Origin of the sequence: Serratia sp. 4542 (genome assembly GCF_016805595.1) — a bacterium.
GTDB classification, from domain to species: Bacteria; Pseudomonadota; Gammaproteobacteria; order Enterobacterales; family Enterobacteriaceae; genus Serratia; species Serratia nevei.
The window spans coordinates 59,702-78,791 of record NZ_RXKV01000001.1 but is presented as its reverse complement, the minus strand read 5'-3'; the positions used below and the strand labels follow the sequence as shown (position 1 = coordinate 78,791).

Here is a 19,090-nt window from a genome sequence, read left to right as displayed (position 1 = left end):
GGCGATTAACCACCGGCTTTGGTGGCGGCCTGGTGCGCATCCAGCATGGCGGCCATTTCTTTTGGCCCCTGATAGCCCGGGATCATCATGCCGTTTTCCAGAATGATCGCCGGCGTGCCCTGAATGCCGAACTGCACGCCCAGCTCGTAATGCTTGCTGATGTCAGTTTTGCAGGTGGCCGGAGAGATGGCGTCGCCCTTCATGGCGGCGTCGAACGCCTTGGCCTTGTCGGCGGTACACCAGATAGACTGCATGTCTTTCTCAGCCTGGGAAGCCAGCCCCTGACGCGGGAACGCCAGATAACGCACGGTGATGCCCAGATCGTTGTACTCTTTCATCTGCTGGTGCAGCTTATGGCAGTAACCGCAGGTGATATCGGTGAACACGGTGATCACGTGTTTCTCTTTCGGCGCTTTGTAGACGATCATCTGATCTTTCAGCGCGTCCATCTTGCTGCTCAGCAGTTGGTTGGTCACGTTGACCGGCTCTTTGCCACTGACGTCGAACAGCGGGCCCTGCAGGATGTGCTTGCCGTCTTCGGAGGCGTACAGCACGCCGCTGTCGGTCAGCACGGTTTTCAGGCCGTTAACCGGCGAAGGCTGCACGTCCGCCTGCTGGATACCCAGGCTGGCGAGCGCTTTTTTGATCGCCGCGTCATCGGCATGGGCGGCACCGGTCACCGAAGCCACCAGCAGAGAGAGCAGCATTAAACCTTTTTTCATTGTTCCAATCCTTTCGAACCCGCCGCTCAGGCGCGCGGGTGATGCTGTTGATGTAGCTGTTTCAGTCGTTCGGTCGCTACATGAGTATAAATTTGCGTGGTCGAGAGATCGCTGTGCCCTAACAACATCTGTACGACACGGAGATCGGCCCCATGGTTCAGCAAATGGGTGGCGAACGCGTGCCGCAACACGTGCGGCGACAGACGTTCGCTGTCGATGCCCGCAAGGATGGCATAGTGTTTGATGCGATGCCAGAACGTCTGTCGGGTCATTTGCTGGCAACGGGTGCTGGGGAACAACACATCCAGCGTCTGGCCGTTGACCAGCCAAGGGCGGCCATGTTCCAGATAATTTTCGATCCAGTAGACTGCCTCTTCACCCAGCGGCACCAGCCGCTCCTTGTTGCCCTTGCCGATCACCCGCACCACGCCCTGGCGCAGGCTGACGTCGCTGATGCTCAGCCCCACCAGTTCGGAAACCCGCAGCCCGGTGGCGTACAACACTTCGAGCATCGCCTTGTCGCGCAGCTCCAGTGGTTGATCGACGCAGGGCGCCTGCAGCAGCGCATCGACCTGCGCCTCGCTCAGATCCTTCGGCAAACGCTGCGGCAGTTTGGGAGACGCCAGCTGCGCGGTGGGATCGTCGGCGCGCAGTTTTTCGCGATACAGGTACTGAAACAGGCGGCGCATGGCGCTCAGCAAACGCGCGGAGCTGGTGGCCTTGTAGCCGCCGTCCACCCGCTCGGCGAGAAAGGCCTGCAGATCCAACGCCTGCGCCTGCAGCAAGGCGGTGTTTTGATGGCCAAGCCAGGTGCCCAGGGCCTGCAAATCCAGCCGGTAGGAGGCCAGCGTATTTTCCGCCAGATTGCGCTCAAGCCACAGCGCATCCAGGAATTGTTCAATCAGCGCATTGTCTTGCTGTTGCACGCGGTCCTCTCTTTGTTGCATTTCCACCCGCGCCATTATGCCTTAAGCCGACGCAAATCAGGTATACTCGCTGCAATTCTCTAAACAGCAACGTAACGGTTTACACATGAAGATTGGTCTGTTTTACGGCTCCAGCACCTGCTACACCGAGATGGCGGCAGAAAAAATCCGTGAGATTCTGGGTGAAGACCTGGTCGACCTGCACAACCTGAAAGACGTCTCTCCCAAGCTGATGGAGGACTATTCCATTCTGATCCTCGGTATCCCGACCTGGGATTTCGGCGAACTGCAGGAAGACTGGGAAGCGATCTGGCCGCAGCTGCCTGCGCTGGATCTGAAAGGCAAGATCGTCGCCATGTACGGCATGGGCGATCAGCTCGGTTACGGTGAGTGGTTCCTCGACGCGCTGGGTATGCTGCACGATCAGATCGCGCCGCTGGGCGTGCAGTTCGTCGGCTTCTGGCCGACCGACGGCTTCGAGTTCACCAGCCCCAAACCGCTGAGCGCCGACGGCAAACACTTCGTTGGCCTGGCGCTCGATGAGGTCAACCAATACGATCTGAGCGAAGAGCGCCTGCAGCAATGGTGCGAGCAGATCCTGTTGGAGATGGAGCCGCTGCTGTAGCCGCTGTCGGGCGCTGAGCGCGCCCGATTTCCCCACTTATTTCCACAGACGGAAGCGTGGCTCCTCTTCCCCGGCCGGCGTTTCCTTGGTCAACCGCGCCGGATCCGCCACCTGATACCAGTCCAGCTTGCGCGTCAACAGCATAATGCCCGCCAGAATGGCGAACAGCAGCCCCGCCCCCAACACCAACGCATTGTCCTCCGACTGCAACAGCAAATAGAGCACGCCGTACAACAGCAATAGGCTCGCGGCGAACAGCGCACCGCGCAGCTTGCCGCGCAGTACGGCGCTCAGATAGAAGCCGATCAGACCGCTGCAGGCGATGCTGGCCGCCAGGTAAGCGAGAGCGAATCCCAGGTGTTCGGAGAAGGCCAGCAGAATCAGGTAGAACAACACCAGCGCCGCGCCCACCAACAGGTACTGAATTGGGTGCACCCGCAGCCCGGTCAGGGTTTCGAACAGGAAAAACGCCATAAACGTCAGCCCGATAAACAGCAGCGCGTATTTGACCGCGCGCTCGGCCAGCTGATAGTGATCGACCGGTTCGACCAGGCTGGCGCTGAAGGCCGGCAGCTTGTCCTCATCGATAATGCTATCGTCGTAATGGAACGCACTGTTGATATTGTTGGCGAACCAGGTGCTGCGCCAGCGAGCGCTAAACCCTTGCTCCGTCACCTTGCGTTCATCAGGCAGGAAGTTGCCGAGGAAATTCGGGTGCGGCCAGTTGCTTTGCAGCTGCAATTCGCTGCTGCGCCCCAGCGGCACCAGCGACAGGCTGCTGGTGCCCGCCAGCGTCAGGGTGAAGTCGGCGTTCAGCCCCTCTTTTTGTTGCAGCGCCGCCAGCGTCAGCGGTGCGTGGATCCCCTGGCGCAACGATCCCACGCCGGTGCCCGGTTCAAACGCCACCGGCTGCGGTATTTCCAGAGGAGAAATGCTCTTGATGCCGCGAGAGTCGCTCAGCGCCACCAGCAGGAACGGCTGGCCGAGGGTCACGTTGGCACGTTGCAAATCCGCCAGTTCCGGCTGGCCGAAACGCACCTTGAAGTTCAGCGGCCCCTGGTAAACCTGCGTCTGATAAATGCCCAGTTTACGCACCTCTACTTTCGGCGCCCCCAGCACCTGAAACGACTCCGGCAGCAAATAGCGGTAATGCTGCACCCGCTGCACTACCGTTTGTCCTTTCTCGTCTTTCTTCTCTTCTCGTTCGACGTAGGGAATGACAATCAACGGGCCGAGCACGCGCTGTGCCCCGCTGGTGCTTTCGCTTACCTGCCCGACCACGCTTTGCCGATAGCCGCTGCGTTCGTCGATCACGCTCATCAGTTGGGCGATGGGGATCAACATCACCACCATCAATCCCAGCAGCGTGGTTATTTTCCAGAAAAGTACCGATTTCATCATGCTCGCTCCTCATAGGTAATGAGGCCACGATAAAACCCGCAGGTGAAATCAGAATGTGGTTATGTGAAGGGAAGGTGAAGTCACAGCGATAACCTGAAAGTCGCTTCCACCCCGTGCGGCCGGCGGTTGCGCAGGTGAATGCCGCCATGATGCAGGCGGGCGACCTCCTGCACGAAGTTCAGCCCCAGCCCGCTGCTTTTTGGCCGTTCGGCGCGCGGCAGCGAATAAAAACGTTCGAACACCTTATCGAGCGCATAGTCCGGAATGCCGCTGCCGTCATCGCAAACGCTGATGCAGTAGTGCTGTTCCCGCCGTTCGCCTCGTACGCTGACGCAACCGCCCGGCGGGGTAAAGTCGATCGCGTTGTCCAGCAGGTTGGTCAGCGCCTGGCTGATCAGCAACGCATCGCCGTTCAGCGTCACCTCTGCCAGCGCCTCCAATTGTAACCTGACGCCGCGCTGCGTCGCCTGCGCCTCTTTGCCCGCCACCGTCTGGCTGACCAGCGTCGCGATCGCGATGGGCGCGGTCTCCATGTCTGGCCGACTCTCCAGCCGCGCCTGCACCAGCAGTTTGTCCACCAGTTGCTGGATGCGTGCGCTTTGCTGCTCGATATTGGTGAGAAAACGCCGGGCGGTCTCCGGCGGCGGCAACTCTTGCAACAGCTCTGCCGCGCCCCTGATCGCCGCCAGCGGGCTTTTCAGCTCATGCGTCAGGGTATGTGCATACTGTTCGATATATGCTTTGCCTTCCAGCTTCAGTCGCATGCTCTCCAGCGCCTGCGCCAGCTGCGTCAGTTCCCGGCCGCCCACTTTGGGCAGCGGCGCGTTTTCTCCCTGCGCCACCCCGTCGGCATAGCGCACCAGCCGGCCTATCGAACGGGTGATCCACCAGACGAATACCGCCCCGATCAGCAACGCGATCCCCAGCAGCAATGCGCCGGCCCACAGAATGCGCCGTTCGCTGCGTTTGATCACCGGCGCCATGGTGCTGTTGGGTTTGCCCACGGTGAGTACGCCGATAATACGCCCTTGTTCTATCACCGGCGCGGCCACATACATCACCGAACTGTTTTCATCCTGCGGGTCGCTGCGGGTACTGCGGGCGCCGTACTGGCCGCGCAGCGTCCGATAAACGTCATTCCAGCGCGAATAGTCCTGCCCCTGCGCGCGGCCGGCAGAATCGAAGATAACTCGCCCCTGGGCATCGGTAAGATAGACGTGGTATTCGCTGCGATCCTTGCGGATGCCGGAGATATTGGCGCCGATCGGGCGCTGGTTCAGCTGCGTAAACGCCTGCGCCAGTTGACCATGCGCCGCATCGCCGCGCTGCATGTCCTGACGGGCGATCTGCGCCAGCAGGTTAGCGGTGTCCACCAGCGTGCCTTCGGTAGCGCGCCGCACGCCGGGCTTCACTTCCTGGACGAAAATGCTCAACACGAAGTACCCGGCCACCGCCACGATCAGAAAATATCCCAGCAGCAGGCGCAGCCCAATTTTCATGGCTGGCGGCTCACGCTGTAGCCCAATCCGCGGTGGGTGTGGATGGGCGGCTCACCGGGTTCCACCGCACGCAGCTTGGCGCGCAGCGTTTTGATGTGGGTGTCGACGGTGCGATCCAGGCTTTCTTCCGCCTGCGCCCAAACGCTTTCCATCAGTTGCTGCCGCGAGAACACCCGTCCGGGCGCCAACAGCAGAGTCTTCAGCAGCAGGTATTCGTAACGGGTCAGCGGCAGCGGCCGCTGATGGTAGGAGATGGTGGCCGCGTCTTCGTCGAGCGTGAAAGCGCCGAAACGGTAGAGCGCGCTCTGTTGCAAGCGCTGCTGCTTATACAGGCGGCGCAAAATGGTGCGCACCCGTGCGCTAACCTCGCGAGGGGAGAACGGCTTGGCGACATAGTCGTCGGCGCCGATCTCCAGCCCGATCAGGCGATCTACTTCATCACTGCGGGCGGTAAGAAACAGAATCGGCAGATCGGCCGCCTGAGCCAGCAGGCGGCGACACAATTCAAAGCCGTTGATATCCGGCAAACCGACATCGAGGATAGCGAGCGCGGGCGCGCCTTGCGCCAGCGCCTGCAACGCCGGTTCCGCGCGTTCGAACCAGCGCACCTCGAAGCCTTCGCTCTCCAGCGTGTAAACCAGCGTATCGGCAATGCTGGGTTCATCCTCCACCAACCAGAGTACGGGTTTCATCAGGCCTCCTCGCCGTCACCCGCCGGCGGATACAGCAACAGCTGCCGCAGGTGGCGCCACTCCTCTTTGCTCATGCAGTCGGAAGCCAGCCACAGCCGGCGGCGCTTTTTGCCCTCCGTCGGCTGCAGCGTCAGCAGCATGCCGTAACCCGGCATCCACGGTTTTTTCGCCAGCCGCCACTCGCGGCCGTGCCAGCTGAAGCGCCGGTCCGCCAGCAGCCGCAGCTCGCCCTGCACCGCGGCGATGCGCTTCTGGCTGCGAATGCACTGAAACACCACCAGCGTCAGCAACACCAGCCAGAGCGGGCCCAAGCCTTCCGGCCAGGGCGAAATCAGGATCAGCAGGATCAGAACGCCGTGGGTCAACAGGGAAAACAGCTGAGTGCGCCAGGAAATGCGGATATCACATCGCCACTGGGCCACGGTCTTTATTTCGCGTTTGGATCAGGGTCACCATTCTCTGCAGCTCGCTGTCCTGCGGCGCGCCATGATTCATCAGCCAGTTGAACAAATCGGGATCGTCGCACTCCAGCAGGCGGATGAACAACGCCTTGTCCGCGTCATTCAGGCTGTCGTATTCGTATTCGAAGAACGGCATGATGGAGATGTCCAGCTCGCGCATGCCACGGCGGCAAGCCCAGTGAATACGTGCTTTGTTGTTAATATCCATGTTGTTATGACTCACCTCTTTTCAGCGCGGCAGCGCCAGCGCAGGGTTCAAATGACACACTGTATGGCAACGCCGTCGCAATATAATTCCATCAGCCGGGGATCTGTCTGCAAGGGTGCCCAGGCCGCAAGCCTATAGAGTAACAATTTGACATACACGCCGGGAAGGCGCTTTGCTGCGGAAAACGTAATAAAGCGCAAAATGCCAAAAAAAGCGCACCCCGGCCCCACGGCGCGAATAACAGTTTGCAAAGCCCGCCGCCTCTTTTACCATGGGTTCAATACCCTTCAGGTAAGCTAAACGTTGAGCAGGAACTTACTATGGCGCATAACATTCCATTCCCACCCCGTCAGCCCTCCGCTTCCACCCATCTGCCCCTGACGCTGATCTCGCTGGAAGATTGGGCGCTGGTGACGCTGAACGGGCCGGACACGGTGAAGTATCTCCAGGGCCAGGTGACGGCGGACATCGACGCGCTGGCGGCCGATCGGCACGTGCTGTGCGCCCACTGCGACGCCAAGGGCAAAATGTGGAGCAACCTGCGTCTGTTCCACCGTGGCGAAGGCTTCGCCTATCTGGAACGCCGCAGCGTGCTGGACAGCCAGCTGGCTGAAATCAAAAAATACGCGGTGTTCTCCAAAGTCACCATCGCCGCCGATAACGATGCGGTGTTGCTGGGCGTCGCCGGTTTCCAGGCGCGCGCCGCGCTGGCGGGCCTGTTCGCCACGCTGCCGGACGCCGAACACCCGGTGGTGCAGGACGGCGAGACCACGATTCTGCACTTCAGTGCACCGGCGGAACGTTTTCTGCTGGTGACCCGCCCCGCCGTGGCCGAACAGCTGATTGGCAAACTGCATGATCAGGCGGAGCTGAATGACAGCGGCCAATGGCTGGCGCTGGAGATCGAAGCCGGCTATCCGGTTATCGACGCCGCCAACAGTGCGCAGCTGATCCCGCAGGCCACCAACCTGCAGGCGCTGGAAGGCATCAGCTTCAGCAAGGGCTGCTATACCGGTCAGGAGATGGTGGCGCGCGCCAAATTCCGCGGTGCCAACAAGCGTGCGCTCTACTGGCTGGAAGGTAAGGCGGCCCGCGCCCCGCAGGCGGCGGAAGATCTGGAGCTGCAGCTGGGTGAAAACTGGCGCCGCACCGGCACCGTACTGGCGTCGAGCCAACTGGCCGACGGCACGCTGTGGGTACAGGTGGTGATGAACAACGATTTGGACGCCGACAGCAAGCTGCGGGTGCGCGACGATGCCGCCAGCCAGCTGGCGATCAAACCTTTGCCGTACTCGCTGGCCGAAGAGAAATAATCCATCGGCCGCAGGCGCCCTGCCTGCGGCCGTCTTCGTTACTCGTCCAATTCCCCGTCGCGCTGCACCAGATAGATCAGCACCAGGATGATGGTGACGAAGAAGCGAAACGCATCGGGCACGCCGTTCCATTGTTTCGACATCCACATGCCAAACCACTCTCCCCCAATCGACATAAAGCCGACCTGCCAGGTGAGGAAGCCCAGCGTCAGCCCCACTACCGCCAGTTTTTTCCGGCCGTTGAAGGTTTTAGCGGGCAGTTTCAGGCCGCACAGCAGGCGCAGGCCGCCGATCCAGCACAGCAGCGCGGTCAGGCTCTCCAGCGCGATGATGAAGATATAGCCGGCGTGATGCAGCCACGGCGTCTGTATCGAACGGTAGCCAATGGTGGCGTCGGGAAAAATGGTGTCCATCATAAAGACGTGGCGCACAAAGGCGAAGTTGGAGCCGTAATCGGTGATATTGCCGAAGGCCACCAGCGAAGCGAACAAAGCGATAGCGCAGACCAGCAGCGCTTTGGATAAGCGAACGATCATCGTGATGAGTCCTGAACAAAGTTAAGAGAAAGAGTATGCGGGCTCAGAAATGAAAGAACGGGCTTGCTGGATACCCGAAAGAAGCAAGCGCCTCTTTTTTAAAACAAAAGAGGCGCCTGTTCAATACGCATTCAGACGTAGCGATAACGTTTAGACGTAGAGATAGATCGCCATGAAATGGCAGGCGCTGCCGCCGAGCACGAAGGCGTGCCAGATGGCGTGGCCAAAGCGGATGCGCTTGGAGGCGTAGAAAATCACGCCGAGGGTATAGACCACCCCGCCTATCGCCAGCAGCGTGACACCGCCGGCCTCCAGCCGCGTAACCAGCTGATAAATCACGATCAGCGACAGCCAGCCCATCGTCAGGTAGGTCACCAGCGACAGGGCTTCAAAACGGTGGGCGAAGGCCAGCTTGAACAGCACGCCGAGCAGCGCCAACCCCCAGATTACCGCCATCAGGCCCTTCGCCAGCGGCGAATCCAGCCCCACCAGCAAAAACGGGGTGTAAGTCCCGGCAATCAGGAGATAAATGGCGCAGTGGTCAAATTTTTTCAGCCAATGCTTGGCCTTCTGATGCGGGATCGCATGGTACAGCGTGGAAGCGAGAAACAGCAGGATCATGCTGCCGCCGTACAGACTGTAACTGGTGATGGCCGTCGCATCCGCGCCGGTATTCACCGCCTGCACCAACAGCAACACCAGGCCGACGATACCGAACACCAGCCCGATGCCGTGGCTGATGCTGTTGGCGATCTCTTCCGCCCACGGATAAGCCGCGGCGACAATCTTATTGTTTCCGGCTTTCACTACGTCCGTTTTCCCCATAACGCGCAACCCCTCAAAATGCCCTACTTTGTGCGAAATTAACGCAAAGCAGCTTAACTGAGAATAATTCCAGTGTACACGTGTACGCTAAAATAAAAATGTGAACGCGTGTAACCATCGAAATCGCCCGTCCGGTGGTCTACAATCGTCAGGCTTCAACCCACCCACCTTGAGGTTTACACCATGTCATCCGCTGTACCCGCGTTAGATTTCGGCTCAATGACCCAGGTCATCCAGTTCCTGATGGAAATCGATAAGTTGAAAGGCGTGCAACGCCGCACCAAAGTGCTGGGCACCCAGCGCCAGGAAAACTCCGCCGAACACAGTTGGCATTTCGCCATCGCCGCCATGAGCCTGGCGCCCTACGCCGGTGATGACGTAGACATTCAGCGCGTGATCCAGATGGCGCTGCTGCATGACATCGTGGAAATCGACGCCGGCGACGTGCTGGTCTACGATCTGGCGGCCCGCGCGGCGATCCACGATCAGGAAGTGGCGGCGGCGCGCCGTCTGTTCGGCATGTTGCCGGAGGCTCAGCGCGAGTATTTCACCGCTTTATGGCAGGAATATGAAGATGGCGAAAGCGCCGATGCACGCTTCGCTTTGCTGCTGGATCGCACCATGCCGATGCTGATGAACCTGCACAATGAAGGCCAGAGCTGGGTAGAGAACGGCATCAGCCTGGAGCAGGTGCTGGCGCGCAATGCATCGATCGCCGACGTGCACCCCGAGCTGTGGCACCACATGGAGCAACACCTGCGGGATGCGCAGCGTAAAGGCTGGTTGAAGTAAGTGAACCGGGCTGCCGCCGCAGCCCTTCAACGTCAAGCGAACGCCCGTTGGCGTTCCAATGCCTCCTCATAGCTCGGCATCGACCCCGCCGCCCCGGCGCGCTCCACGCAGACCGCCGCGTAGGCGGCGGCAAAGCGCACCGCATCGGCTAACGGCACCTGATTCGCCAGCTGCGCCGCCAGGGCGCCGTTAAACGCATCGCCCGCGCCGGTGGTGTCTTTCGGCTGCGCTGGAAACGCCGGGATCAGCTCGCTGTTTTCCCCGTCCGAGAACAACGCCCCCTGCGTGCCCAAGGTCACGATCAGTAAGCGAATGCCTTTGGCATGCAGCACCTGCGCCGCCTGGCGCGCCGAAGCCACATCCCGCACCGGCACGCCGGTCAGCAACGTACACTCGGTGGCGTTGGGCGTCAGCATATCGACCTGTGCCAGCAGGCTGTCCGGCACCGGCTGAAACGGCGCCGGGTTGAGAATGATGAACGTCTGCGCCTCACGGGCGATGGCGATCACCTGCTCAATCGCCGGCAGATTGTTCTCCAGCTGGGTCAACAGAATGTCCGCCGCGGCGATCGCCGGCCGACACTGGCGCACCTCGTCTTCGCTGACCGTCAGGTTGGCGCCGGGATCGACGGCGATCATGTTCTCCGCCTCCTCACCGGCAACGTAGATAAGCGCATTGCCGGTCGGGCAATCGCCGGTCGAGAACAGCGTCACCGCATCGAAACCAGCGGCGGCGAGGTGGCGCCGGGCGAAGGTGCCGAAGTCATCGCGCCCCACCTTGCCGATATAATGCACCCTTGCCCCAGCGCGCAGCGCAGCGGTGGCCTGGTTGGCCCCCTTACCGCCCGCGCCCATCATGCTGTTGCGGGCGATCAGCGATTCGCCGGGCTGCGGAAAGCGCGCCATGCCGGCGACGATATCCAGGTTGAACGAACCGAACACGCAGACTTTGCCTTTCATTGCGGGTACTCCCTGCTCAATTGGAGGTGGCGCCGGGCGGCCAGGCAGGCGCCTTTGCTGCCGGTTTCATCGGTCAGGCGGCTGATGGAGATCGCCAGCCCCTGCGCCGGCTGCGGCCCGCGCAAATGGCGGCGGATCTCCTGCTCAAGGCGCGCCAACGGGAAACCGCTCATGGCGATCACGCCGCCGCCCAGGATCAACTGCTGGGGATCGAGCACGTTCATTTCGATGGCGATGGTCTGCGCCAATCGTTCGACGAAGCGCCGCAGATCCGGATGTTCGCCGTGGCGTTCGAACAGCCGTTCGAACGGCGTTTGCGCCGTGTTGGCGCGCGCCCAGCCGGTCAGCCAGTGGCCCGAGGTCAGGCTCTCGACGCAGCCCCGTTTACCGCACGGGCACTCACCCTGATGGCCCGGCCAGGGAATGTGCCCCAGCTCACCGGCGGCGCCGTGCGCCCCGTGATAAAAGTCGCCGTTCAGCCACAGGCTGTTGCCCATGCCGGTGCCCAGATACAGCCCCACCGCCACCTGCGGCAGCGCCGGCAGCTGCTGCAAGTCCCACCACAGCAGGTGATTGACGTCTTTATCCATCCGCACCGGCAGCGCCAGCGCATCGGCCAACAGCGCCGCCACCGGCTGGGCGTCCAGCGCCGGAATGAACGGCAGCGACAGCACCCGCGAGCGATCCCGGCTGAGGATCCCCGGCAGCCCGAGCATCACCTGCGCCACCTGACGATCTTTGCAATGCCCGGCGATCAGGCGGCCCAACGCCACCAGCGGATCGGCCTGCCGTGCCCAATCGGCGGTCGCTATCTTGCGGTACCCGCTGAACTCGCCGTCATCATCCATCAACAGCAGGCGGGTATTGGTGCCGCCGACGTCTACGCCAAGAAAATGCCGCATCATGTCCCCCGCCTCAGGCCGCCTGCCGCATCTGATCCAGCATTTTTTCCCATGCCGTCTCCAGATCCGGATCGAGGTTGAACAGCCCGGAGCTGCCGACGATCAAGACTTCCGCGCCGGCGCCCATCAGATCGCGGTAGGTGCGCTGATTGCAGGATCCGTCGATCTCGATCAGATAGCTCAGGTTTTGTTGGCGTTTCAGATCGCGCAACTGGCGGATCTTTTCCAGCATTTCGGGAATGAACGGCTGCCCGGCATAGCCCGGATCGACGGTCATCACGGTGATCTTGTCCAGCAGATGAAGGTAGTGGCGGATAAACTCCACCGGCGTAGCCGGGTTCAGCACCACCCCCACTTTTTTACCCAGCGCGCGGATCTGGTTGATCACCCGGAACGCATCGCGGTTGATGGTTTCGGCGTGCGGGCAGATAAAGTCCGCGCCGGCACGGGCGATCGGGTCGATAAAATCGGTCGGGTTCTCCACCATCAGATGCACGTCCAGCAGCAACGAGGTGTGCGGGCGGATCTGTTCGATAAAGAACGGCGACAGCGTGATGTTTTTCACGTAGTGCCCGTCCATGATGTCGATATGCAGCATATCGGCGCGGCGGTTCAGCACCGCCAATTGCTGGCGGATATCCATCAGGCTCATGCACATCAGTGAAGGTGAAATCTGGTATTTCATTAGCGTTATCCTGCGCAAAAGGGAAAAGGATCAGTGGCCCGCTGCGGCTCTGGCCTGGGCCGCGCTGCGGCGCATCGCCCGCCACTGCCGATAGCGATGGCGGAAAAACTTCAGCGCCAGCACTGCGATCAGCACCGCGCCCCACATCGCCAGGCTGAAATGCGGGCTGACGTTCATCAGGTTCAAACCGGTGGCGATCACCTGCAGCACTACCAGCGCCAGGACCACGCCGCTGACCCGGCCAAAACCGCCGAACGGATCGGTGCCGCCCAAAATGATCGCCAGCACCGTCAGCAGCAGATAAGAGTCGCCGTAGCCCATGCGCGCCGAGTTGAAGCGCGCCATCATCACCAGCCCGGCGATCACGCACAGCAGGCTGGAGAGGGTGTAAATGGCGATCAACACCCGATGGGTATTCACGCCGCTGAAGTGGGTGGCGTTGATGTTGCTGCCACTCATGTAGATGCATTTGCCGAGCCGGGTTTTCTGCAAGAACAGCGCCAGCAGCACGGCAACCGCCAGGAAGATCCACAGCGGTACCGGTACGCCCAGCACGCGCTCGGCGCCGATAAACCGCACGATCTCCGGCATGCCGCTCAGGGCCGCACCGCGCGTCAGATAGATACCGATGCCGTTGACCGTGGTCATGGTGGCCAGCGTCACCAGAATCGGATGCGCGCCGACGTAGGCCACCAACGCGCCGGTCGCCGCGCCGATCATCACGGCCAGCAGCATCGCCGCCGCCAGCGCCAACACCAGCCACAGCGCCTGCAGCCCCAGCCCGGCGTCCGGCGGCAGATAGCTGATGAACAGCCAGGCCATCATCAGGCTAGTCAAGTTGGCGCTGGCGATAATGCACAGGTTCAGGCCGCCGCTGAGGATCGGGATGAACATCGCCAGGGTCAGCAGGCCCAGCTCCGGCAGCTGGAACGCCACGCTGGTGAAGGTGGCGCCGCTGAAGAAGCGCCCCGGCATCAGCAGGCTGAAGGCCAGCACCACCGCCACCAGCAGCGCCAACAGGCCGACGGCGGTGCCGTCCGGACGAAATTTCAGGTAGTTGCCCATCAGGCGCTCCTCAGGCGAAACCGACGTCGGTTTCTTTGCGTTTCTTGTAGTGGGTGACGGTAATCGCCGCGACGATCACCAGGCCGATCACCACGTTCATGAAGTAGCTGGACACGCCGATCAGGTTGAGACCGTTTTTCAGCACACCGATCAGGAATACGCCCATCAGCGTGCCGATCACGCTGCCCTTGCCGCCGTTCAGGCTGGCGCCGCCCAGCACCGCCGCCGCCAGTACATCGAGCTCACCGCCCACCAGCGCATTGGGCACCACCTCCCCCATGCGGTACACCTGCACCAGGCCGCCGATCGCCGCCATCACGCCCAGATAGCCATAGGCGAACAGGTGCAGCAGGCCGACGCGGATGCCGATGCGCCGCGCCGACTCCGCATCGCCGCCGACGGCAAACAGCTGGCGCCCGAGGTGCGTCTTGTTCAGCAGCAGCCAGGTCAGCAGCGCCACCGCTAGCATCACCAGCGTCGGCAAACCGAGCTGATAGCTCTGTTCACCCAGCTGAAACGGCAGCACGCTGCGCGGCAGCGTCCACCAGTCCGGCAGCGCGTACAGGCTGCGGCCGTTGGTCAGCCACATCAGCATGCCGAACAACAACGCCTGCATACTGATGGTGACGATGATCGAGACGATGCGCAGGCAGTAGATCAACAGCGCGTTGACCATGCCCAGCGCGGCGCCGATCGCCAACGCCAGCAGAATGCTGCCCACCGGGCTGGCCAGCCCGTAGTGGGTCGCCAGCGTGGCGATCAGGTACTGCACCACCGAGGCCACCGCCGCGAAGGAGATATCGATACCGCCGGTCACCAGCACCACGAACAGGCCGAGGGCGAAAATGCCGCTCACCGCATAGCTTTCGCTGAGATCGAGCAGGTTTTGCACCGTCAAAAACCGATCGCTGAGCAGCGAAAAAACGATGACCGTCAGCAACAGTACCCAGGCCAGGTAGCCTTCGTTGCCGCGCGGTTTCAGGCTGAATCTACGCATTGACCGCCTCCGCCAGCTGTTGCTGGCTCACCTGCCCCGGCAGGTATTCGCCGATCACGCTGCCGCCGCTGAAGTGCAGCACCCGATCGCAGTTGTAATACACCTCCGGCACCTCGTCGGAGATCAGTAAAATGGCGATCCCCTCCTGCGCCAGCAGATGGATCAGTTGATAGATGCTGGCCTTGGCGCCAACGTCGACGCCGACGGTCGGCGAGTCGAGGATCAAGATCCGCGGCTGGGTCAGCACCCACTTGGCCAACACGATCTTTTGCTGATTGCCGCCGGACAGCGTCGAAACCGCCTGCTCCGGATCCGCCACCCGCACGCCAAGTTTGGCGATCCACTCCGCGACGATGCGATTCTTGCGGTAGTCGTCAATCAGGCGAAAACGCCCACGCAGCTTATCGAGAATGGTCAGCACCGCGTTGTCCGCCACCGACTGTTGCTGCACCAGGCCGAGCGTCAGGCGATCCTCCGAGACGTAGCCGATACCGGCCTTGATCGCGTCCTCATGGCCGCGAAAGCGCACCGGTTTGCTGTCGAGGTAGAGCTTGCCGCTGTCCGGCCGGGTCATGCCGAACAGGCTCAGCGCCAGCTCGGTGCGCCCGGAGCCGAGCAGGCCGCATAGACCGAGCACCTCGCCCTGATGCAGCCGGAAGCTCACGTCCTTATACTGCCCGGTGCGGCTGAGGCGATCCGCCTCCAACATCACCCGATCCTTATTCATGCTCGGTGACTTCAGGCGATAGTCCAGCTTCAGACCGGTCATCAACTCGGTCAGACGATCGCCGGTGATCTCCGCCGCCGGCCAGGTGCCGATCTTGTTGCCGTCGCGGATCACCGTGACGCGATCCGAAATTTCCAGCACCTCGTCCAGCCGGTGGCTGACGAACACCACGCAGATGCCTTTCGCTTTCAGGTAATCCACCGTGCGCAGCAGCTGATTGACCTCGGTGCGGGTCAGCGAGGCGGTCGGTTCATCCATGATCACCAGCCGCGCCTCCGCCACCAGCGCGCGGCAGATCGCCACCTGCTGGCGCTGGGCGATCGGCAGCTCCGCCACCCGTTTGTCGAGATCCAGATGGAAACTCAGCTCCTGCAACAGCCGCTCGGCGGTGCGCCGCAGCCGGGCCGGGCGGAACCATCCCAGCAGCCCATGCAGGTTGTGCTCGAAGGCGATGTTTTCCGCCACCGTCAGGTTGGGAAACAGCGACAGATCCTGGTAGATCACCTGAATGCCGAAGGCGCGCGCCTGATCCGGCGACAGCCGACCGAAGGTTTGCCCGTCGATGGTGATGCGGCTGCCGTCGTCCGGTTGATACACGCCGGCGATCGCCTTGATCAACGTACTCTTGCCGCAGCCGTTGGTACCCGCCAGGCAGTGCACTTCCCCCGGCATCAGCGCCAGCGAGATAGCGTTCAGCGCACGCTGGCCGCCAAAGGTCATCGACAGCTGCTGCAGCGCGATCAGCGGCGCGCCCTGCGTTGCCGTATTACCGGAAATCGCCATGATTACAGCCCCATCTTCACCAGCTTCGGCAGGTTTTGCTTATCCAGGCTTTCGGTGGCGTTGCCGAGAATGGTGTGCTGCTGCGCATCCACCTGCACCTTGCCCATGCCTTCGATGGTCATGCCGTCGGTGATTTTTTCTCCCTTATGCATCATGTCGGCGATGCGCACGAACACTTCGCCCGCCACCAGCGGATTCCAGATATAGCCACCCTTGATGGCGCCACGGTTGACCAGCGAAGCGCCCTGGCCCGGGCTGAACGGCCCGATGACGCAGATATCGTTGCTTTTGCCGCGGTTGAGCACCGCGCGCCCGGCGCCGATCGGCCCCTGTGAACCAAAGGCCAGCACGCCTTTCAGATCGGGATATTTGGCCATCAGATCGTTGGTGGTGCGCACGCTGTCATCCAGCGATTCGCCCACGCCGAACTTGTCGCCCACCAGCTGCATGTTCGGGTAGTGCTGCTTCTGGTAGTTGATCGCCGAGTCTGACCAGGTGATGTGCAGCGGCACCGTCAGGCTGCCGACGTACACCGCGTACTTGCCCTGCTCTTTCATGCAGGCGGCCAGCGCTTTCATGTGGTTGACGCCGTGCTGCGAGGCGTCCACCAGTTCAAAGTCCCAGTCGGCGTACTTTTGGCCGGGGGATTCGTGCACGATCACCTTGATGCCCGCTTCCTGCGCGCGCTTGAGCACCGGCTCCAGCACCCGGGCGTCGTTCGGCACCACGCCGATGATGTCCACCTTCTGCGCGATCAGATCTTCGATGGCGCGCACCTGCAGCGCCGGATCCGCCGCCGTCGGCCCGACCATCCAGGCATCGATGCCGCGTTTGGCGCCCTCGCTTTTGATGCCGGCCTCCATGGCGTTGAACCAGGGAATGCCGCCGATCTTCACCACCACGCCCATTTTCAGCTTGTCCGCCGCCTGCGCGGAGACCGAAAGCAGCAGCGAGGCAAACAGACCGACCAGTACGGATTTTTTCATTGTTCTCTCTCCACAAGTGTTGGCTGTAATAAAGGGTTTTCGTTGTTGTTATCGCGCCGCCCTTTTCGCGGCGGGTGAAACTTCAATCACGTCGACGTTGTTCCAGGCCAGTTCCTGACGAAATTCGTCGTCGCTGAGCCGATCGGTGATTAAGGTATCTATCTCCCGGTAGTGGCAGATGCGCGCGAACGAGCGGCGGCCGAACTTGTTGCTGTCCACCAGCAGGAACTTGCGCTCCGACGCCAGCAGCATCTGCTGCTTCAACCGCGCATGGTGCTCGTTGCTCTCGCGGATGCCGCCGTCCTGACAGATGCCGTGGCAGGAGAAGAACAGCTTGTTGATCACAAACTCCTTCAACATCTGTTCCGCCAGCACGCCGATAAAATCCTCGTACTTGGCGGAATACTCGCCCCCCAGTCCGATGGTGCGCACGTTGGCCTTGCAGGCCAGCGTCTGGATGATGTGCAGCGAGTTGGTCAATACCACCAGCGAGATATCCGGCAGTTGGCGCGCCAAAAACCAGCTGGTGGAGCTGCTGTCCAGCAGCAGACAATCCCCTGGCGCGATAAATTCCAGCGCGCGTTTGGCGATGCGCGTTTTCTGCTCCGGCGCCTCGTTGCTGCGCTGACGGAAAGATTCCCCCTGGTCTATCTCGGCGGGCACATAGGTTTTCTCCACCGCCGGCGGCTCGACGAACACCGCGCCGCCGTGGCTGCGCAGCAGCAGGCCGCGCCGTTCCAGCAAGGCCAAATCACGCCGCGCCGTCTCGATAGAGATATGGCACAGCTGCGCCACCTCCTGCACCATCACGCGGCCGCGCTGGCTCAAGACTTCGGTGATAAAGCGATGACGTTCTACAGGCAGCATGTTTCTTTTCTCCTCCAGGACGATGATTACGATATCGATTTGCCGCGCCGCGTTTTGCGCGCAGACGCAAAGCGCATCGCCCCGCGATCGGTCAACGATGGCGGTGTGATAGTTGTCAAAAAAATCGGGAAGGAAATGAAATGAATAATTACGAAAGTGTGGAGTAACAGGCAGTTATGATGCGTGTGCGTCTGAGACAGACAGGAGAGAAACGGTAAACGGTCACAATTCCACGTTCCGCAACATGACCGTTAATGACCGTTTTTGTGGTTTTGACCGAACGCTGCCGAGCGGCAGCTAATGCTGGTAGGCAATACACTCCGCACGACGGGATGTCAAAACCCCCTCATGCGTTCAACGCCCGCCGGCGGCCTCGATAAAGGTGCCGGTCACGTAAGACGCGGCGTCAGACAGCAGCCAGGCGATCGCCTCCGCCACTTCCTGTGGCTGCCCACCGCGCTGCATCGGCAAACTGTCCTTCACGCGATCCACCCGGCCGGGCTCGCCGCCGCTGGCGTGCATCTCGGTATAGATGAATCCGGGCCGCACGCCGTTGACGCGGATGCCCTGCGCCGCCACCTCGCGTGATAACCCGATGGTCAGGGTATCGACGGCGCCTTTCGAGGCGGCGTAATCGACGTATTCCCCGGCCGCCCCCAACCGGGACGCCGCGGAGGAAACGTTGACGATAGCGCCTCCCTGCCCGCCATGGCGCAGCGCCATGCGCTTCACCGCCTCGCGGCAACACAGGAAGTAACCGGTCACGTTGGTGCCGAGCACCTGATTGATGCGCTCGGCGGTCAATTTTTCAATGTTCGCCTGCTGGAACAGAATCCCGGCATTGTTGACCAGCGCGCTGAGCGTGCCCAGCCCGGCGTCCAGCGCAGCGAACATCGCCATCACCTGTGCTTCATCGGCCACGTCGGCCTGCAGCGCCAGCGCCTTGCCGCCCTGCGCCTCAATCTGCGCCACCACCTGCCGCGCCGCGCTTTCGTCGCGCAGGTAATTCACCCCCACCGCATAGCTCTGCCGGGCCAGCAGCAAAGCGGTCGCACGACCAATTCCCCGGCTCGCGCCTGTGACCAATGCCACTTTCGTCATATTGTTTTTCTCTGGTTG

At 61.6% G+C, this 19,090-nt stretch carries 21 protein-coding genes; 3 read left to right on the top strand and 18 right to left on the bottom strand.

Translation table 11 applies throughout. The features are described from left to right. Positions 1 to 5 precede the first annotated feature (5 nt). Both dsbC and xerD read right to left on the bottom strand, forming a co-directional pair. The gene (gene dsbC / locus EKL15_RS00380) at positions 6 to 722 is read right to left on the bottom strand and encodes a bifunctional protein-disulfide isomerase/oxidoreductase DsbC (RefSeq protein ID WP_060441317.1); all 717 of its coding nucleotides are present in this window, start codon (positions 720 to 722) and stop codon (positions 6 to 8) included. 26 nt (positions 723 to 748) lie between these two features. Beyond that, the gene (gene xerD, locus EKL15_RS00375) at positions 749 to 1,648 is read right to left on the bottom strand and encodes a site-specific tyrosine recombinase XerD (protein ID WP_060441367.1); all 900 of its coding nucleotides are present in this window, start codon (positions 1,646 to 1,648) and stop codon (positions 749 to 751) included. Between the two features lie 106 nt (positions 1,649 to 1,754). On the opposite strand from xerD, the gene fldB reads away from it, so the two are divergent. After that, positions 1,755 to 2,273: a flavodoxin FldB gene (gene fldB, locus EKL15_RS00370; protein ID WP_038871234.1), complete on the top strand. Its 519-nt coding sequence runs from the start codon at positions 1,755 to 1,757 to the stop codon at positions 2,271 to 2,273. Positions 2,274 to 2,309: 36 nt separating this feature from the next. Here the strand turns inward: fldB and creD are convergent, their stop codons facing one another. From creD to sdhE, 5 genes are all read right to left on the bottom strand, one after another. Beyond that, positions 2,310 to 3,674 carry a cell envelope integrity protein CreD gene (gene creD, locus EKL15_RS00365; protein ID WP_100396837.1) on the bottom strand — a complete coding sequence of 455 codons (1,365 nt, stop codon included), beginning with the start codon at positions 3,672 to 3,674 and terminating at the stop codon, positions 2,310 to 2,312. Positions 3,675 to 3,754: 80 nt separating this feature from the next. Next, entirely contained in the window at positions 3,755 to 5,173 is a 1,419-nt protein-coding gene (creC, locus tag EKL15_RS00360) for a two-component system sensor histidine kinase CreC (RefSeq protein ID WP_087763650.1), read from the bottom strand. Continuing rightward, positions 5,170 to 5,865, bottom strand: coding sequence for a two-component system response regulator CreB (creB, locus tag EKL15_RS00355; RefSeq protein ID WP_049277068.1), 696 nt, complete (start codon positions 5,863 to 5,865; stop codon positions 5,170 to 5,172). Before creB ends, creC begins: the two co-directional genes overlap by 4 nt. Next, the gene (locus EKL15_RS00350) at positions 5,865 to 6,287 is read right to left on the bottom strand and encodes a protein YgfX (RefSeq protein WP_060422869.1); all 423 of its coding nucleotides are present in this window, start codon (positions 6,285 to 6,287) and stop codon (positions 5,865 to 5,867) included. Before EKL15_RS00350 ends, creB begins: the two co-directional genes overlap by 1 nt. Further along, positions 6,268 to 6,534, bottom strand: coding sequence for an FAD assembly factor SdhE (gene sdhE, locus EKL15_RS00345; protein WP_019455657.1), 267 nt, complete (start codon positions 6,532 to 6,534; stop codon positions 6,268 to 6,270). Before sdhE ends, EKL15_RS00350 begins: the two co-directional genes overlap by 20 nt. Positions 6,535 to 6,854: 320 nt before the next feature. Between sdhE and ygfZ the strand changes: the two genes are divergently transcribed. Beyond that, positions 6,855 to 7,847 carry a tRNA-modifying protein YgfZ gene (ygfZ, locus tag EKL15_RS00340; protein ID WP_049199219.1) on the top strand — a complete coding sequence of 331 codons (993 nt, stop codon included), beginning with the start codon at positions 6,855 to 6,857 and terminating at the stop codon, positions 7,845 to 7,847. A 38-nt stretch (positions 7,848 to 7,885) separates the two neighbouring features. Here ygfZ and EKL15_RS00335 read toward each other — a convergent pair whose 3' ends face one another. Together EKL15_RS00335 and EKL15_RS00330 are read right to left on the bottom strand one after the other, a co-directional pair. Beyond that, positions 7,886 to 8,383: a DUF2165 family protein gene (locus tag EKL15_RS00335; RefSeq protein WP_060422863.1), complete on the bottom strand. Its 498-nt coding sequence runs from the start codon at positions 8,381 to 8,383 to the stop codon at positions 7,886 to 7,888. Between the two features lie 150 nt (positions 8,384 to 8,533). Continuing rightward, a complete protein-coding gene (locus tag EKL15_RS00330; protein WP_038871224.1) occupies positions 8,534 to 9,208 on the bottom strand; it encodes a hemolysin III family protein in 675 nt (224 codons plus the stop codon). A 183-nt stretch (positions 9,209 to 9,391) separates the two neighbouring features. On the opposite strand from EKL15_RS00330, the gene EKL15_RS00325 reads away from it, so the two are divergent. Continuing rightward, positions 9,392 to 10,000, top strand: a complete 609-nt coding sequence (locus tag EKL15_RS00325; RefSeq protein WP_025304127.1) for an HD family hydrolase — start codon at positions 9,392 to 9,394, stop codon at positions 9,998 to 10,000. Between the two features lie 32 nt (positions 10,001 to 10,032). Here EKL15_RS00325 and rbsK read toward each other — a convergent pair whose 3' ends face one another. The 9 genes from rbsK to EKL15_RS00280 all read right to left on the bottom strand — a co-directional run bounded on the left by rbsK (position 10,033) and on the right by EKL15_RS00280 (position 19,072). Next, positions 10,033 to 10,959 (bottom strand): ribokinase, encoded by a 927-nt coding sequence (gene rbsK, locus EKL15_RS00320; RefSeq protein ID WP_038871218.1) that lies wholly within the window; start codon positions 10,957 to 10,959, stop codon positions 10,033 to 10,035. Next, positions 10,956 to 11,864, bottom strand: coding sequence for an allose kinase (gene alsK, locus EKL15_RS00315; protein WP_203088653.1), 909 nt, complete (start codon positions 11,862 to 11,864; stop codon positions 10,956 to 10,958). The genes rbsK and alsK overlap by 4 nt, the downstream gene beginning before the upstream one ends. A 10-nt stretch (positions 11,865 to 11,874) precedes the next feature. Continuing rightward, positions 11,875 to 12,546: a D-allulose 6-phosphate 3-epimerase gene (alsE, locus tag EKL15_RS00310; protein WP_100396839.1), complete on the bottom strand. Its 672-nt coding sequence runs from the start codon at positions 12,544 to 12,546 to the stop codon at positions 11,875 to 11,877. 30 nt (positions 12,547 to 12,576) lie between these two features. Continuing rightward, the gene (locus tag EKL15_RS00305; RefSeq protein WP_203088652.1) at positions 12,577 to 13,611 is read right to left on the bottom strand and encodes an ABC transporter permease; all 1,035 of its coding nucleotides are present in this window, start codon (positions 13,609 to 13,611) and stop codon (positions 12,577 to 12,579) included. A 10-nt stretch (positions 13,612 to 13,621) separates the two neighbouring features. Continuing rightward, positions 13,622 to 14,608, bottom strand: coding sequence for an ABC transporter permease (locus tag EKL15_RS00300; protein WP_060441312.1), 987 nt, complete (start codon positions 14,606 to 14,608; stop codon positions 13,622 to 13,624). Further along, on the bottom strand, positions 14,601 to 16,118 hold the full coding sequence (locus EKL15_RS00295; protein WP_197786559.1) for a sugar ABC transporter ATP-binding protein: 1,518 nt from the start codon (positions 16,116 to 16,118) through the stop codon (positions 14,601 to 14,603). The genes EKL15_RS00300 and EKL15_RS00295 overlap by 8 nt, the downstream gene beginning before the upstream one ends. 2 nt (positions 16,119 to 16,120) lie before the next feature. Beyond that, positions 16,121 to 17,104, bottom strand: coding sequence for a substrate-binding domain-containing protein (locus tag EKL15_RS00290; protein ID WP_060422843.1), 984 nt, complete (start codon positions 17,102 to 17,104; stop codon positions 16,121 to 16,123). A gap of 48 nt (positions 17,105 to 17,152) precedes the next feature. Further along, on the bottom strand, positions 17,153 to 17,971 hold the full coding sequence (locus EKL15_RS00285; protein WP_004931653.1) for a DeoR/GlpR family DNA-binding transcription regulator: 819 nt from the start codon (positions 17,969 to 17,971) through the stop codon (positions 17,153 to 17,155). 354 nt (positions 17,972 to 18,325) lie between these two features. Beyond that, a complete protein-coding gene (locus EKL15_RS00280) occupies positions 18,326 to 19,072 on the bottom strand; it encodes an SDR family oxidoreductase (RefSeq protein ID WP_203088651.1) in 747 nt (248 codons plus the stop codon). Positions 19,073 to 19,090 lie beyond the last annotated feature (18 nt).